Source organism: Mucilaginibacter ginsenosidivorax, assembly GCF_007971525.1.
Classification (GTDB): Bacteria; Bacteroidota; Bacteroidia; order Sphingobacteriales; family Sphingobacteriaceae; genus Mucilaginibacter; species Mucilaginibacter ginsenosidivorax.
Map to the genome: position 1 here is coordinate 7,636,116 of NZ_CP042437.1, position 18,146 is coordinate 7,654,261.

The following is an 18,146-nucleotide window of genomic DNA, read 5'->3' on the forward strand; positions in this document are numbered from 1 at the left end:
GCCATCATCTTTTTTAACACGTGCAGACTTATTAATGAAAATCATTAATGTTTATGCGCCTGTTTTCCCATCAATAAATGACAAACAATTGCTTTAATAAAATTGGTTATATACGCTTATCAGGTTTATACTAAACCGGGCAATATTATTGCCGGGCATTAATACATGTTTATAATGAGGGTAAAATTATATGTGAAACCAAACCCGGTTGTGGATAAATAGGGGTACAAATGTCAACCTATATTAACATATTGATTAACAGATATTTAATTGAACTAACTAAAGAATTTTATTCAAGATTTGGGTAAAAAAGTTACAAATGTATCCCCATAAACGATTTAGCGCAACATTTTAAACTGAAAAAATAGTATCACTTTGACGGTGTCAACAGGCTATTCTAACGGGAATTTTCGGGGTGACGCTTTTTTGCTAACGCATAATAGTACCATATCAAAAAGCATTGTAATTTGATACCACGCTATCGCGCTTTATTATTTGAACTTGTAGGTGTTAAATCAATGTCCTAAACTCCCGTCATTGCAGGCACGAAGCAATCCCAAACAATGTGGGACTTAGCATGCAGGGGATTGCTTCGTGCCTCGCAATGATGAATATTTGATATTGACGGTCAGTAACTTACAAGCACGTCATTATAAGGGACGAAGCAATCCCAAACTATGTGGGACTAAGCATGTAGGGGATTGCTTCGTATCTCGCAATGACAGGCATTTAATACTGAAAGTCAATAACTTGCAAACACGTCATTATAACTAATAATATCACACTACGCTAAGATTCTATCTCTTCGGCGGCTTCGGCGTACTTTGAGGGGATGGTATTGTACTCGGCTTTAAACATCTTCACAAAATATTTCTGACTTTTGAAGCCTACTTTATGGCAAATTTGAGAGATGGTTAAATGGCCTGTTTCCAATAGCTGCGCGGCACGTTTCAGCCTCATCGACCGAACCAGTTCATTGGGAGTTTTACCTGTCATGGCCAGTATTTTTTTGTAAAGGGTATACCTGCTCACAAAAACTTCGTTGCTCAATTCTTCAACCGAGAAATTGGGGTTGGAGATATTGCTATCAATTAAAATAAGCACCTTTTTCATAAACTGCTCATCAGGCGAATCGATATGCATTTCAGTCGGACTCACCTCTACCTGTTTGGTATAGGTTTTACGCATGCTTTCCTGCTGGCTCAGTATATTCTTGATTTTTGATTGTAGTATCTCGAAGTTAAAAGGCTTTGTAAGGTAATCTGTTGCACCGGTTTCTAATCCCTTTAATTGCTGGTCTTCGCCTGTTAAGGCCGTTAACAATATTACCGGGATGTGCGAGGTTCGTTTATCATTTTTTATCTTTAAGCAAAGGTCGATACCGTTCATTTCGGGCATGCTGATATCGCTTACAATCAGGTTAGGGTGTTGCGCCAGGGCCTTTTGCCAACCCTTTTTTCCGTTTTCGGCCTCAATTACATTGAATGCCGACTTTAAATTGTCTTTAATATAAAACCTGAAATCGTCATTGTCTTCAACTAATAATATTGTTGGCCTTTTGCCATCTCTGCTCTCTTTGTGGGAGTCGTTTTTGGGCAGATTATATAACGGAGAGAGCTCAGTGGGGTGGTCAAACGACATCAACGTATCTGTAAAAACACTGATATCCAATTGCATCAGCGGTAATAAAACCGTAAAGCAACTGCCCTGGTTAAACTCACTTTCAACATATATCTCCCCTTCGTGCAGCTTAACAAACTCCTTGGTTATGGATAGGCCTATGCCGCTGCCCTGGTTAAGCATCGATCCGGGTAAGTCGTTTTGGAAAAAGGGATCGAAGATCCGGTTCAGCTTATCGGCGGCAATGCCAATACCTGTATCAATAACCCTGATTTCTAATAATTGCTCAGCGATATCCTTTTTATCAATCAGGTTAATTAAAACGCTTACCTGCCCTCCCTCATGGGTAAATTTATAGGCATTTGAGAGCAAGTTGAACATGATCCGCTCTATTTTATCATGGTCAAAGCTTGTGTAGTAGGTATCTATTTCTGAATCGAAAATAAAGCGGATATTTTTTTGATCTGCCACATCGGTAAATGCAAACGAAAGGTCTTTTATAAAGCCAATAATATCGCCGTTCATTTTATGCAGCTTTAATTCCTGGTACTCCATTTTCCTAAAATCGAGCAATTGATTTACAAGGTTTAGCAGGCGTTTGGCATTCCGGTTTACCAACATCAGCTGCCGTTGCACTTCAGGTTCGGCAATTTGTTTCAGGATCTTATCTACCGGGGCCATAATGAGTGATAGTGGCGTGCGAAACTCATGACTTACATTGGTGAAAAATTTAATCTTCATTAAATCCAGTTCATGCATGCGCTGTGCTTCTTCCCGCTCCTTCTCAATAGAAAATTGCGTACGTATTTTCTGGATACCCCTTCTTCTTAAATATAACAACGAGCCCACCGCCAATAATGTATATAAAATGTAGGCCCACGTGGTTTTCCAAAATGGCGGCGATATATTGATATTTAACGTAAGCTCCTTCCCCTTCCAGCTTTCGTTACTGCCCGCGCGTACCCTAAACACATAGTCGCCCGGGTCAAGGTTGGTATAAGTGGCTTTGCGTACCTTGTTATCGGCGTTAATCCACCGCTTATCAAAGCCATCCATCCGGTATTGGTAATTTATTTTATCGGGGTTAAAATAATTAAGTGCAGCAAACTCTACAGCAAATACATTGTCGTTATATTTTAGCTTAAGGTCTTTTAAATCCACGATGGACTGTGTTAGTATCACCGAGCCGTTCACCTTATCACCTACCTTAACAGATTGATTAAAGATTTGCAAATCGGTAAAAACTAAATTTGGCGGATTTGCGCTATTGAGGATATTTGAAGGTTTAAAAATATTAAACCCGTTGCCGCCACCAAACAGCAGCTCCCCTTCCCTGGTTTTGTATGATGAGTTTTCGGTAAACTCGCGCCCCTGCAGCCCTTCAGTTTCATTATAATTAACAAAACGAAACTTAAGCTTGCCTGCCGAACGATTGATAAAAATGCTTGATAAGCCATTGGGCGTGCTTACCCATATATTATTACGGCTAAACTCCTGCATATCTATCACCGTATTATCGGGCAAACCATCAAGCTTATTAATATTGGTAAATTTTCCGGTTTTGTAATCAAATATGCTGATGCCTTCGCGGGTGCTTATCCAAATAAGGCCATCTTTATCTTCCAGTATATTATTGGTATTGTTGTTAATAAGGCTGTTAGGGTCCTTTTCATCATGTAGGTAATGCAAAAACCGGTGATCTTTTTTTACTAACAAATCTAAGCCGTACGCCGTAACAATCCATAAATTTTTGCGCCTGTCTTCAATAACCGAACTGATGTAATTGGAGTGGATAGAGCTTTTGTTCATATCTCCATCAAACCGGTATGTGGCAACCACATTCCGGCTTTTATCAAGTACATTTAAACCTGCCGATAAAGTGCCTACCAATAAGTTATGGTCGCTATCCTCGGTTATGGCACAAACCCTGTCTTCAGATATGCTGTTAACGTTGGCATCGTTATGCCGGTAATGTTTAAACACTTTGCCGTCAAAACAATCAAGGCCGCCATAGTAGGTGCCTATCCACAGTTTTTGCTCGTGATCAATAAACAGCTTTACTACAACATTATTGGTAAGGCTATTTTTATCGGCTGCGTTGTGCAGGTATTGTTTAAAGCTGCCAGTTTTCCTGTCCCAGTAAATCAACCCTCCGCCGTTGGTGCCTATCCATATATTGCCTTGTTTGTCCTCGGCAAAGCTGTTTACATCGCTAAACGGCAGGCTGTTTTTATCAGAAAGATGATGCGTATAGCTGGCAAATTTTATAATATTCTGGTGATAATAACTTATCCCCCGTTTATAGCTGCCGCACCAGATAATGCCGATATCATCCACATAAACACAGGTAATGCTATTTTGGCCTACTGTTTTATCATCATCTTCGCGATTAAGCAGGTATTGTGTGTTAAAATCCTGTTTGTTAAGTAAATTGATCCCTCCATGATCTGTGGCAATCCAGATCCTGTTTTTATCGTCCTGTATAACATCTGATATAACATCGGTATTTATGGTGCCCGTAGCTTTTAAAATATGTTTAATGACCTTGCTTTGAGGGCTAATGAAAAATACTCCTTTTGAATAACTGGGCACAAACGCCCAAATGCCATCCTGCTTATCAATAAAAATTTTATAGGTGGTGCTTAGTGCTGCCGGCAGTTGCTCAAGTTTTAGGCGGTAATTAACCTTGTAAGTTTTGGGGTCCAGCCGCTCCAACACGCCGGCACTTGATATAAGCCATATATTCCCTTTTGAATCTACCGACAGATCGGTAACCAGGTTCGAATAAATGGATGTAGTGTCCTCCTGTTTATGAAGCAGGTTAATAGTTTGTTTTGTTACCGGATCGTACTTAAAGATGCCCTGGGTGGCGTTGTGCTCCAAAAACCAAAAATTACCTAACCTGTCTTTTTTTATGGCTAAAATGTACGTATCGTACACCTTAATTTTATACATAAAATCCTTTAGGTTTTTGCTGAACTTTTCGGTAGCGGGGTCATAAATATTGAAACCCGTACGGGTTTCTATCCATAGTTTATCTTCAGGGCCGGGGTTTATGCTTACAATGTAGTCGTCATCTAAAGTGGTAGTATCACCGGCGACGTGCTTAAAGCTTTTAAAACTATAACCATCGTACTTATTTAAGCCCGATAGTGTACCAAACCACATAAAGCCCTTTTTATCCTTATAAATACAGTTTACCTGGTTGTGCGACAGGCCGGCATTGATATCGAGATGCGAAAACCTGAACTGGGTATTTTGCGCGTTTACCTGGTTTAATATAAACTGCGTTAATATAAATAATAACAAAGCCCTAAGCTTCATGGTGGTATTCGGCGTAAATATTGGTTTATAATCCCGGAAAAATAATCTTAAAGATATAATTAATAAATCCCTAAAAAGAAATTTAATTGTTTAAAATACAATTTATCAGGCTAAGGCATAGCAAGCTGCTTACTTAAATACCATTTGATTTAATTATTTATGAATTTACCAGGCATTTTGCATCTGGTAAATAATTAACAAATTTTAACAATCATATTTTGGTATTATTACCGTTATCCATCATATCCTCATTCCTTATGCTATCACAAACCTGCAAAATCCTGAAGTTTCTTTTTATTGCCTGTTTTTTATTTATAGCCCGGCGATCATCGGCTCAAACAAGCTATCATAACATCATATTTACTATCGACTCATTGATCGAGGTTGGCCTGCCAAAATCGGCATTGATGGAGGTTGATAAACTTGATGCACTGGCACGCAAAGAAAACAACGTGCCGCAGATGGTGCGTGCGGTTATTTACCATGCAAAATTCCTAACTTATTTGCAGGAAGATGCGCTTGTAAGCGTTATTACCACATTGAAGGCCGATATTGGCCGATCATCCTACCCGGTTAAGCCGGTTTTACAATCGTTTTTGGCCGATATGTATTGGAATTACTATCAGCAAAACCGGTACACATTTACGGGCAGGAGTAAAATGGAAGTTCCTGATATCGATTTCAGGAAATGGGACCTGGCAACTATTATTGATGAAACCACAAAGCTTTACCAACTATCGTTACAGGACGCTGATCAAGAACAAAACACGCCACTTGATATTTTAGACGGTATTTTGCAAGGCGATAAAAATACCCGCTTTTTAAGACCTACCCTATACGATTTGCTTTTACACCGGGCATCTGATTTTTTCCTGGCGGATGAGCCGGCACTTACCAAACCAAAAATGCCGTTTTCGTTAAACGACCCACGTTTTTTTGGCGATAGTAAAACCTTTGCCGCACTGGATGTTAAAACCACCGACACGGCATCAACTTTTTACCGCGGCATTCGCCTGCTGCAACAGGGATTGGCCTTCCATCTGCAAAAAAATAACAGGAGGGCCCTGGCTGATCTTGATATGAAAAGACTTACTTTTTTGTATGATAAAGCTACACTGAGCAATAAAAACACACTGTACCTCGCTGCTCTTAAAAATATTGCTGCCGATACTTCGGCAGGTGTTATTTGTGGAGATGCATTATTTGCTATTGGCAAGTATTATGGCGATGCGGATAGCCTACATACTGCCATGATTTACCTGCAAAAGGCGATGGCCGGTTACCCTAAAAGCCCCGCCGGACAACGCGCAGGTAACCAGATAAATGAAATTACCCAAAAAGAGTTGCAGGTTAGTTTTGAGGACGTGAATTCGCCGGATGTACCCATCCTTGCAGGTTTAAAATACCGTAATATCAGCCAGGCGCGTTATCGTATTTACGGCGTTACAGATGCGCAGTTAACCTATATTGGAAAACTGGACGGAAACTATGGATCTATTGGTATAGGTAAAAGCACTTTGGCTTTTATCAAAACCTTAAAAGCATTACAAGACAAACAACTCAACCTGCCTGCAACCACCGACTTAAAGGAACACACCACCGAATTTAAAATTGACGCATTAAAGCCTGGCAAGTACCTTTTATTAGCAACTGAACAAAGCGGCAAAGATAGCCTTATCCAGTTGGGTTTGTTTAAAGTAAGCGGGCTGGCCTATATCATAAGAACAAGGCCCGACCGAAAACGGGAGATTAAAGTAACCAACCGCGAAACAGGCGATATGCTGGCAGGCGCGGCTGTAACCATCACTTACAGCCCGGAGAGGTATGGAAATACAAAAAAGAAGCCGGTAATTATCACCGGAATAACGGATATTAACGGCTCGTTTATGTTTGATTCAAAAGGTAATCAATATACCATTAATATAAACTACCGGGACGACCATTTAGCAGATGGTGAAAAGGATGAGCCATACTCGCCACAGCCTATCTTAAATAGCGCCCCCGTTATCAGAACCGTATTTTTTACCGACAGGCAAATTTATCGCCCCGGCCAAACCATCTATTTTAAGGCCATGGAGCTGCAAAGTGTAAACGGCAAAAGCAGCATTATAACAAAGGCCGACCTAGATATCAAATTAAGTGACCAAAACAATAAAGAGTTAGGCACCACAAAATTAAAAACCAACGAATTTGGAACGGTAGCTGCCTCTTTTGTCATTCCTCAAAATGTACTGAATGGCTGGCTATCTCTATCTACCGCCAACGGCAGGATAGCAGTTCATGTTGAAGAATATAAACGACCAACTTTTAAAGTTGATTTTGAACCTTTCACACAGTTTTACAAACTTGGCGATAGCATTTTAGTTAAGGGCAAGGTAAATGCATTTTCAGGCTATGGCCTATCCGGTGCCAGGGTGGCTTATAATATAACAAGAGTACCGCAAATACGGCCATATTTTAACGCAGAATATAGCAATAAAAGATCTATAGATAACGATGATAATCAGCAGGCAATCATAGCTGTTGATACCATTAAAACCGACGAGCAAGGTAACTTCAAGTTTAAGTTTTTGGCAAACGGGCCGGATAACGAAAATAAGGGACAAACCTGCCGGTTTAGCATACAGGCCAACGTTACCGATGCCAATAGCGAAACACATTTTGCAAGCAGCGAGATCACCATCAGCGATATTCCGATCCGCCTGGAGGCCGATGTACCCGAAAAAGCTATCGGAAACCAACACGCCAACGCAGCTTTAACCATTTTTAACGGCAACGATGAAAAGCAAAACGGCAGGGCCAACATCAAAGTATACGAATTGAAAGGCCCCGAAGCATTCTTTAAAAACAGGCTTTGGGATGTACCCGACCAATGGCTGATGAGCAAAACAGATTACGAAAAATACTTCCCCAACTTTGCCTATAACCACGAAAACGAATATTCAAACTGGCAGCGGCAGGAAAAAACAGCCGACCTGGATATCGACATCCAAAAGAGCGGCAACACTATCGACCTAAACAAACTCCTCAAATCAACAGGCGGCATATATGCACTGGTTATTAGCGCTAAAAACGAAAACGGCGACACGGCATCTGTGGTTAAATACATTAATTACATTGCCGATAAAGCTCCTATACAAAAATCCGAGGATTGGGTAACAGCCCAAACTACCACCGTTGCAGCCAAAGAACCTGCAACTTTTTATATAGGAATTGGCAAAGCCTGCAAGGTGCTTTTTGAAACGTATGATGGTCCCACGCTGCTATCATCACAACTATTGCAATTACAGGCAGGCGCGCCGCAAAAAATAAGCGTACCCGTAGTACCCACAAACAAAAATGCGTTTACCGTGCAATTTGAATTGGTAAACGGCAACAGGCAATACCATTATTACCAGCGCATTATGGTAAAAGACACGGTTAAGCCCTTAAACATCCGTTTTTTAACGATGCGTGATAAACTGCAACCCGGCGAAAAAGAGCAATGGAAACTACAGATAGATGGAGGCGACAACAAACAAACATCTGAGTTACTGGCAGGTTTATATGATGCCTCGCTGGATGATATTACCCGGCCATTAAGCTGGCAAGCAGATTTTGCCGAATACCAGTATATGGCCCGATATTTTGAGTGGGAAACCGTTCCGCCGTCTTCCAATGATAACACTTCAGGAAACCAGCCATACCAGCCTTATTACAACGAAACTGGCCGGAATTATGAATCCATAGATAATTTAGACTTTAATTATGATGGCCGTGATAATTCTATCTACCGGGATTATAACGAAGGTATCGTACCGAATAAAAAGAACGCGCTGAGCAATAAACAAATCGAAGCCCGGTATATGAGCAATGCGAGGCTTGTTAAAGGCGGCTACGATGTAATCGGCAAAGTTATTTGGCGAGGCAGTTTAGCTTCAGGGGTAAAAATCAGTATCAGTAATTCAATAATAAGCACAACTACCAACTCATACGGCTATTTCAGGATCAAAGTACCTGCCGGGTCGATTTTAACGTTCAGTGGCAAGGGGTATATAAGCAGGAAAATACGACCGGTTAAGGGCGTAAAAATGATAGTGCTCATGAAAATCCCTATGGAAATGCGCAGGGAATTAGCAGTGGCCGATCCGGGTGTTAAAAGCCAGAAAGGCGATCCTAACCAGGATATCAGGATAGATGAGCCGGTTGGGAATGCTGATATTAAACAGGAGGTGGAAGAGAGTACTTCATATTTCGCTGCAGCACCAAACAATAAACTAAAGCGCTATGCCGGCTATATATCGTATGACAATGCCGCAAAAGCTGATACTGTTATACTAAGAGAAATACAAACAAAGCCCGGCCAAAAATTTGATAAGGAACTTCTTGCAGGCCGTGCAGGAGAAATTGGCGCAGCACCTATAGTTACCCGCAAAAACTTTAATGAAACCGCGTTCTTTTACCCCCAGCTGCACACAAATGATAACGGAAAGGTGTTGATTGATTTTACCGTCCCCGAATCATTAACCCGCTGGAAGTTCAGGGGCTTTGCGCATAATAAGGATCTGCAAAGCGGCTACATTGAACAAGAAGTTATCACACAGAAAAAAATGATGATCAGCGCCAACATGCCGCGCTTTTTGCGGGAGGGCGATACGCTGGTAGTTTCGGCACGGGTTGTGAACCTGTCAAACCAACATTTGAAAGGGCAGGCTAAACTGGAATTTACCAATGCGGTTACCTTGCAGCCTGTTGCGCTGTTTGGCAAATCAAAATATGCCGAGCAGCCTTTTGAGCTGGATAGCACATCAACCGGGGCTGTATCTTTTAAACTGGTTATCCCCACCGGTTTGGAGGCCCTTACCTATCGTTTAACAGCCTCGGCAGGCAATTATACTGATGGTGAAGAAAACACACTACCTGTACTCCCCAACAGCATGCTGGTTACCGAAACCATGCCCATGATGGTGCGCCCAGGTCAAACCAAAAATTTCACGTTTGATAAACTGGTTAATCAAACCACCAGCACCCTAACCAATAAAACGCTTACGCTGGAATATACCCAAAACCCTGCATGGACAGCTGTGCAGGCACTACCCTACCTGATGGAATTCCCTTACGAATGTTCGGAACAAATTTTTAGCCGGTTTTATGCCAACAGCTTCGCGGTGAATATCGTGAACCATTACCCGCAGATAAAAAAGGTATTTGAACAGTGGAAAATCGCAGATTCAAAAGCCCTGCTATCCAACCTCGAAAAAAATCCGGAACTGAAATCGGTATTGCTGGAAGAAACCCCATGGCTGCAGGATGCCGTTGACGAAACCGAACAGAAAAAACGAATCGCCCTTCTCTTCGACCTGAATAAAATGAGCTATGAGCTGAATGCCAACTTAACCAAACTAAAACAAAAGCAATTGGCAAATGGCGGCTTCCCCTGGTTTGGGGGCGATTTTTCTGACAGGTATATCACGCAACATATATTGGCAGGCATAGGCCAGCTTATGAAACTGAATGTGGTAGATAAAGACAATACCACGCTGCCTCAGATAATCCCCAACGCGCTAAATTATGTAGATAATGAACTTAAGGCCGATGAAGCAAACGCCAAAAAGCATATCAAAAACTATATGGTAAGGGATTTAGATAACATAGAAGTCCATGCCTGGTACGCGCAAAGCTATTTTAAAAAACGAGCGCCTGATGCAGCAATGGACATCATCCGGGCCAATTACCTGGCGCGGGCAAGCAGGCAATGGGTACAGCAACCTGAATTTGAAAAGGCCATGATAGCGCTTACCCTGTATCGTTTTGATAAAAAGGAAACCGCGGCAGAGATCATGAAGTCGTTACTGGAAACTGCGCAACAATCGGATGAATTGGGCATGTATTGGGCTGCTAACAAGCCGGGGTATTATTGGTACCAATCGCCGGTTGAAACGCAATCGCTGATGATTGAGCTATTTACCGAAGCGGGCAATAATACAAAAGCGGTGGAAGAAATGAAGATCTGGCTGTTGCGCAACAAGCAAACCAATAACTGGCGCACCACCAAAGCTACAGCAGCCGCCTGCTACGCCTTACTGATTAGAGGCGACAATATACTTACCGACACCACCTCAATAAACATCAGCTTAAACAACAAACCGCTGGCCAGCTTAAAGCCTGGGATAAAAGCCGAAGCCGGCACTGGTTATTTAAAAACCACCTGGGTTGATGAGCAGGTAAAACCCGCATTGGGCCATGTGCAGGTAAGTAACAGCAGCAAAACCATTAACTGGGGCGCCATGTACTGGCAATACACCGAAAAGCTGGATAAAATTACCCCATCCAACACCAACGTTCAATTGGAGCGCAAGTACTTTATCCAAAAACAAACTGACGCCGGGCCGATACTTACTGCGGTTGATGCCATCCATCAACCTAAAACAGGTGATGTACTAAAAGTAGTGGTTTACCTGAAGGCCGATCGTGATTTTGACTACATCCAGCTAAAAGACATGCGCCCGGCCGGTACCGAACCAATGGAAACGCTATCGGCCTATAAATACCAGGACGGCTTGTACTATTACCAGGTAAGTAAGGATGTGGCCACTAACTTTTTTATAAGTGCACTAAAAAAAGGAAACTATGTATTTGAATATGCACTGCGCGTAGTACAACCAGGCAATTACGCAACCGGCGTTACCAGCCTGCAAAGCATGTATGCACCCGAATTTAATGCCCATACAGAAGGCCGGCGGATAGAATTTAAACCGTAAAGCAAGTTCAACAGGCTTTGGCACGGAATTGGTATTAACTGAATCATGCAAATAGTACACATCAATACCGGAAAGAAAGTTAAAAAGATCAAAAACTCAATTGTTGATTTATTTACAAGGGAAGTGATAACACTTAAGGCCATTCACAATCAATTGCTTGGTGATAAGCAGGTTGATACATCGCAATTCACAGGCTTTATTGCCTGATCATCATATACCATCTACCTATGGAAATGAGCTTCTTTTTAAGAAGCTTTTTTGTTTTAGGGCAGAAATCAATGCCCTAACAATCGTCATTGCGAGGTACGAAGTAATCCCCGACATGCTAAATTCTACGTAGTTCAGGATTGCTTCGTACCTTATAATGACGTGACTATAAGTAATTGATTATTAATGATTTTTTTTTGTAGAGACGCATCACATGCGTCTCCCACATGCAAATCGAAACCGGTATAGCGGGAGACGCATGTGATGCGTCTCTACAAGAATCCTGGTCTAAGCCATGCCATTACTGTTTTTTTCAACTTAAGCTGATGGTCACTCAATGACGGATATTTGATATTAACAGTCAACACCCGCCGCTACTAATGCCAGCCACCACCTAAGGCCCGGTATAAATTGACTACCGCCTGTAGTTCCTGCAGCCTGTCGTTAACACCGCTTAGCTGTGCGGCCAGCAGGTTTTGCTCGGATGTTAATACATCGGTATAATTGGTGGCCGAACTGTACCGCAACAACTCCTGCGTATACTCAACTGATTTTTGCAAAGCGATGATCTGCTTGCCGCGGGCATCCTGTTTTTCAAGGGCGGTTTGGTGCGCGTACAACGCGTTGGATACCTCCTGCCCTGCTACCAGCAATGTTTTCTGGAAGCTGTTAAGTGCTTCCTGCTGCTGTGCCTGCGCGGTACGTAAACGGGCTTTGTTCAAACCCTGGTTAAAAATGGGCTGGGTTAGGCCTGCAACAATATTGTAAAATATGGAATTGACAAAAAAGTCTTTAAGCTGTAAGGTAGATAAGCCTCCTGAGGCCGTGATGGTAAACGATGGATAAAAATACGTTTTAGCCACATTGGTATTCTCAAACGCGGCACGGAAGGCGTACTCGCTTTGTTGTACATCCGGGCGGTTGGTGAGCAATTGTGTTGGGATGCCTGCCTGTAATTCGGCGGCCATGTTCTGGGTGGCCAAACTGCCACGGTTAACCGGGCCGGGCGGCCTTGATAACAGGATATCCAAAGCATTTTCGGTTTCGCGGATACTGCGTTTTAAATCGGGAATGGATACTTCGGCGGCATAGCGGTTGGCCTCGCTTTGTACTACGGCCGCGCCGGTTACCACCGCGCCGGCCTTAAGCTCCTTCATGGTCTCCACATCTTTAATGCGGTTTTTGAGGGTTTCCAGTGTAATTTCCAACTGCCTGTCCAATGCCAGCAGGGTAAAATAGTTATTGGCTATGTCGGCAATCAACTGAGTTTGCACAGCCCGCTTAGCGGCATCGGTTTGTAAAAAACCGGCCAAGGCCGCACGTTTTGTACTACTTAGCTTCCCCCAAACGTCGGCCTCCCACGAAGTTGTTAAACCGGCCTGGTAAGTTGTAGTTAAGGTATTAACAATGGTACCGGCCGGGTAATTTAAGCCTGCTGATGATTGTTTTGATCGGGTTACACCTACGTTGCCGCTTAACGACGGATAAAATGCGGCCTTACTTTGCTGCAATGTTGCCTGTGCCTCCAGTATCCGCTGAACAGCGGTTTTAAGGTCCAGGTTATTATTCAGCCCCTCCTGTATCAGCGATTTAAGTATAGTATCGGCAAAAAGTTTTTGCCAGGGCATGGCCGCTATGGTAGTAGTATCGTTAGTTTGCCCATCGCGGTAAAGCCCTGTCGCTATTATATCCGGCCGGTTATACGTTTTGGTTACCTTACACGATAGCATAACGCCAAATAGTAGCGTAAAGGGCAATATATATTTAAAACTCCGTTTGTTCATTTTATATCTTTTACTAAATTAACGGGCAGGTACTACTTCTGCCTCATCATCTTCATCTTCGGGTTTTGGTTTACGGCCAACTTTTTCCTGCAGGGATTGAAAAATGATAAACAGGATAGGGATTACAAACACCCCAAATACCGTCCCCACAAACATCCCCCCTACAGCGCCGGTACCTATGGATTTATTGCCATTTGCACCGGCCCCTGTCGAAAACATCAACGGCATAATACCAAATATGAAGGCAAAAGAAGTCATCAGGATTGGGCGTAAACGGGCTTCGGCCCCGGCTATGGCAGCGGGTATTAAATCCATACCTCCCCGGCGGCGCTCCAAAGCAAACTCTACTATCAGGATAGCATTTTTTGCCAGCAAACCGATAAGCATAATGAGCGAGATTTGCAGGTAAATGTTACTGCCGATATCAAAAATCCAGGCAAACAGGTACGTACCGGCCAGGCCAACCGGCAGAGACAATAATACTGCAAACGGCAGGATATAGCTTTCATATTGCGCACTAAGTAAAAAGTACACAAACACCAGGCAAAGCATAAATATATAAGCCGATTGGGTGCCCGTGCTCAATTCCTCGCGGGTAAGGCCCGAAAATTCAAAATCGTACCCGGCAGGCAGCGTTTGTTTGGCCACTTCTTTAATGGCCTGTATGGCGTTACCTGTGCTATACCCCGGGTTTGGAGAACCGGAAACGGATATCGCTGTAAAAAGATTGAACCTCGAAATAGATTCTGGGCCAAATACTCTCTTCAGTGTAATAAATGATGTTATTGGCGCCATAATACCTGCACTGTTACGTACAAATATCTTGCTCAGGCCGGTTTCATTGGCGCGGTAGTCATAATCGGCCTGTACCATTACGCGATACTGCTTGCCAAACTGGTTAAAATTGGAAGCGTATAAGCCGCCATAATAACCCTGTAATGTGTTCAGTACCGAATTAACGGTTACGCCGGCCTCCTTACACTTAGCCACATTTACATCAACCTGAAATTGAGGGAAATTTGGATTAAATGACGAGTTAAGGTTCTGAATTTCTTTACGTTTTTTAAGTGCCGCCTGGAAATCGTTGCTTACTTTAAACAACTCATCAACCGTGTGGCCGCCTTTATCCTGTAGCTGGAATTCAAAACCATCACTATTACCAAAACCCTGCAGCGTTGGCGGCGAGAAGTAAAACACACTGGCTTCGCGCAGCCCGGCTGTTTTAACGGTAAGCCTTGATATAATACTTTGCAGGCTTTGGCTTTCTTGTTTGCGCTCATCCCAGTTTTTCAGCTTCATGATTACCATGGCGTAGGCACTGCCCGATCCGGCAATAAAGTTAAACCCAACCAGTTTAAGGCTGTTTACTACCTCGGGGAAGGTGCGGCCTATACTATCTATTTTGCTGGCAACAGCCTCGGTACGCTCCATTGACGATGCCGGTGGCAGGCTGATGGCCGCGAACACCGTACCCTGGTCTTCATTAGGTACAAAGCTGGACGGCGTAGTTTTTACCAGGTAAATTAATATGGTGGCAAATACCGCAACGGCGGCAAGGGCAATCCATTTCCTGTGCGCCAAAAAGTTAACCGTTTTTTTATACTTACCTGTTACGGCATCAAACGCGGTATTAAAAACCACGTAAAAGTGATTGATAAAACCGTGCTTCTTGGTGCCCTTTTCATGGGGCTTTAAAAACAACGCGCATAGCGCAGGGCTTAGCGTTAAAGCGTTTACCGCCGAAAGTAAAATGGCTACGGCCAGTGTAATGCCAAACTGTTTATAAAACACCCCGGTTGAGCCCGATATAAATGTTACAGGTAAAAACACTGCCGACATAACCAGGGTAATAGAAACTATCGCGCCCGAAATTTCGCTCATCGCATCTATAGATGCTTTCCTTGCCGATTTGTATCCCTGGTCGAGCTTGGCGTGTACTGCTTCTACCACCACAATGGCGTCATCCACCACAATACCAATGGCCAGTACAAGTGCAAAAAGCGTAAGCAAATTGATGGTAAAGCCAAACAGGTTAAGGAAAAAGAAGGTACCCAGGATAGCAACCGGTACCGCTATGGCGGGGATCAGCGTCGACCGGAAATCCTGTAAAAAAACAAATACCACAATAAACACCAGGATAAAAGCTTCTATCAGTGTACTGATCACCTTTTCGATAGAGGCATCCAAAAAGTTATTGGCATCAACCAGGTAGGCTATCTTCATCCCTTTGGGGAATTTTTCGGCAGCGGCATCCAATATTTTTTTCGATTCGTTGATTACATCGCGTGCATTAGATCCGGCTGTCTGGCTGATGGCTACGCCTACAGAAGGCAATCCGTTGGTTTGGATATCAAAAGAGTAATCCAATGATCCCAACTCAACCCGCGCCACATCATTCAGCCGGAGCAACTGCCCCTGCCCTACCGATTTGATGATGATATCGCCAAATTCGGCAGCTGTTTTAAGCCTGCCTTTATACCGGATAACGTATTGGAACGATTGATTGCTGTTTTCGCCAAACTTACCGGGTGCGGCTTCAATATTCTGCTCGTTAAGTGCATCGGTAATGTCATCAGGGATTAAGTTATAGCGCGACATCACATCCGGTTTTAACCAGATACGCATCGAGTAATCCCTTGAACCAAATACCTCTGCATTACCAACCCCCGTTACCCGCTGAATTTGGGGCACCAGGTTTATTTTGGCGTAGTTTTGTAAAAAGGTTTCGTCGTAAGTTTTGTTCTCGCTATATAACGAGAAAATGATAAGGTTACTGCTCTGGCTTTTGGCAACGGTAACACCCGATTGCGTTACCACCAATGGCAGTAAACTTGTAGCCCTTGATACCCTGTTCTGTACGTTTACCGCGGCCAGGTCGGGATTGGTGCCCACCTTAAAATATACGGTGATAGATGCCGAACCATCGTTACTGGCAGATGAAGTCATGTAGGTCATGTTCTCTACCCCGTTTATCTGCTCCTCCATCGGGATAATCACACTTTTGAGCACAACATCGGCGTTGGCGCCGCTGTAAAAGGCCTGCACCTGTACCGTAGGCGGTGCAATATCCGGGTATTGCGAGATAGGTAAGTTTATTAACCCTAAAATACCCAGTATTACCAGCAAAACCGAAATAACGGTGGATAGTACCGGGCGTTCTATAAATCTTTTAAGCATAGTATAGCTGTTGTAAATAAAATTGAGGGATAAGAAACGCTATTATTTAACGCCGCCGTAAACCGACCCGGCGCTAACTTCATTTGGCTTAATTTCGGTGCCATCCTGCAGGTTACCCGAGCTTTCCAGCACAATTTTATCGCCGGCCTTTAAGCCGTCGGTAACTACATAAAACTGACCGGCTGTGTTATCCATCACTTTAATGGCTACGTTTTTTATTTTATGCTGATCATCAACTACGTAAACAAAACGTTTGTCCTGCAATTCATAAGTGGCACTTTCGGGCACCAGCAAGGCCGATTTTACTACATTAGGGATGCGTACTACCGCGCTGCTGCCGCTACGGATAAGACCGCGCGGGTTTGCAAAATCGGCACGTACGTTGGCTGCGCCGGTTGCTGTATTAATTAAACCATTCACCGTTTCAACTTTACCGGCATGCTCATAAGTACTGCCATCAGACAAGATGAGCGAAACCGGCGGTAACTGGCTTAATTTGGTTTTAAAAGATGTTTTATTTGTACTATCGCGACTAAAACCAAGCAGTTGCTTCTCGTTTAGCGCAAAGTATACGTAAACATTTGAGGTATTGTAAACCGTGGTAAGCGGGTCGGTTGTACTGCTGGTTACCAGGCTGCCCAATTTGTAGGGTAATGCGCCTATAACGCCATTAACAGGGCTGGTAATGGTGGTGTACCCCAAATTCACTTTGGCATTTACCAAAGCCGCTTTGGCCTGGGCCAGCGCCGCCGCTTTTGATTGCTGTGTATACTCGGCCGATTCCAGTTCATAATGACTGATGATGTCTTTCTCCACCAGCGGTTTTACTTTATTCAATTGCATTTTAGCCAGTGCCAGATCAGCTTCGGCGGTTTTAATACCCGCCTCCGCAGTACGCACCTCCTGCTCATATTGCGGGGCATTTATCTTAAACAGCAATTGCCCTTTGGTTACAACGGCGCCTTCATCAACATATATTTTTTCAACATAACCATCCACCTTAGGCCGTATCTCGATATTTTGCTGCCCCTGTATACTTGCAGGGTAATCAACATTTAACGTGGCCTGGCGTGGCTGAACCTGTACTACTTTATAATCCAATACCTGTTGTGCCTGCCCGGCGGCCTGCTTATTTTTATTGCCACAGGATGCAGTTACCAAAATTATGGCCGGCAATAAAGCCAGGGTATTAAAAAAATGTTTTGTTTGGATTTTTTTGGAAGACAGGATAAGCAACATCATTATAAATTAAATCATCAACACTACCGCGCAGGGCAAAGCGGCCGCTAAATTC

At 43.3% G+C, this 18,146-nt stretch carries 6 protein-coding genes; 2 read left to right on the top strand and 4 right to left on the bottom strand.

The window, feature by feature from the left end:
• Positions 1 to 789: 789 nt before the first annotated feature.
• On the bottom strand, positions 790 to 4,944 hold the full coding sequence (locus FSB76_RS31300; RefSeq protein WP_147060576.1) for a hybrid sensor histidine kinase/response regulator: 4,155 nt from the start codon (positions 4,942 to 4,944) through the stop codon (positions 790 to 792).
• 257 nt (positions 4,945 to 5,201) lie between these two features.
• Between FSB76_RS31300 and FSB76_RS31305 the strand changes: the two genes are divergently transcribed.
• Both FSB76_RS31305 and FSB76_RS32310 read left to right on the top strand, forming a co-directional pair.
• Positions 5,202 to 11,684, top strand: coding sequence for an alpha-2-macroglobulin family protein (locus tag FSB76_RS31305; protein ID WP_147060578.1), 6,483 nt, complete (start codon positions 5,202 to 5,204; stop codon positions 11,682 to 11,684).
• Positions 11,685 to 11,729: 45 nt separating this feature from the next.
• Complete coding sequence (locus tag FSB76_RS32310) at positions 11,730 to 11,891, top strand: hypothetical protein (protein WP_158643023.1); 162 nt, start codon at positions 11,730 to 11,732, stop codon at positions 11,889 to 11,891.
• A 377-nt stretch (positions 11,892 to 12,268) separates the two neighbouring features.
• On the opposite strand, the gene FSB76_RS31310 is transcribed toward FSB76_RS32310, so the two are convergent.
• From FSB76_RS31310 to FSB76_RS31320, 3 genes are read right to left on the bottom strand one after another with little or no spacing between them, the layout of a single operon-like run.
• Positions 12,269 to 13,675, bottom strand: a complete 1,407-nt coding sequence (locus tag FSB76_RS31310) for an efflux transporter outer membrane subunit (protein ID WP_147060580.1) — start codon at positions 13,673 to 13,675, stop codon at positions 12,269 to 12,271.
• Between the two features lie 18 nt (positions 13,676 to 13,693).
• A complete protein-coding gene (locus FSB76_RS31315) occupies positions 13,694 to 16,852 on the bottom strand; it encodes an efflux RND transporter permease subunit (protein ID WP_147060582.1) in 3,159 nt (1,052 codons plus the stop codon).
• Positions 16,853 to 16,894: 42 nt separating this feature from the next.
• Positions 16,895 to 18,094, bottom strand: a complete 1,200-nt coding sequence (locus FSB76_RS31320; protein WP_225976366.1) for an efflux RND transporter periplasmic adaptor subunit — start codon at positions 18,092 to 18,094, stop codon at positions 16,895 to 16,897.
• Between the last annotated feature and the right edge of the window lie 52 nt (positions 18,095 to 18,146).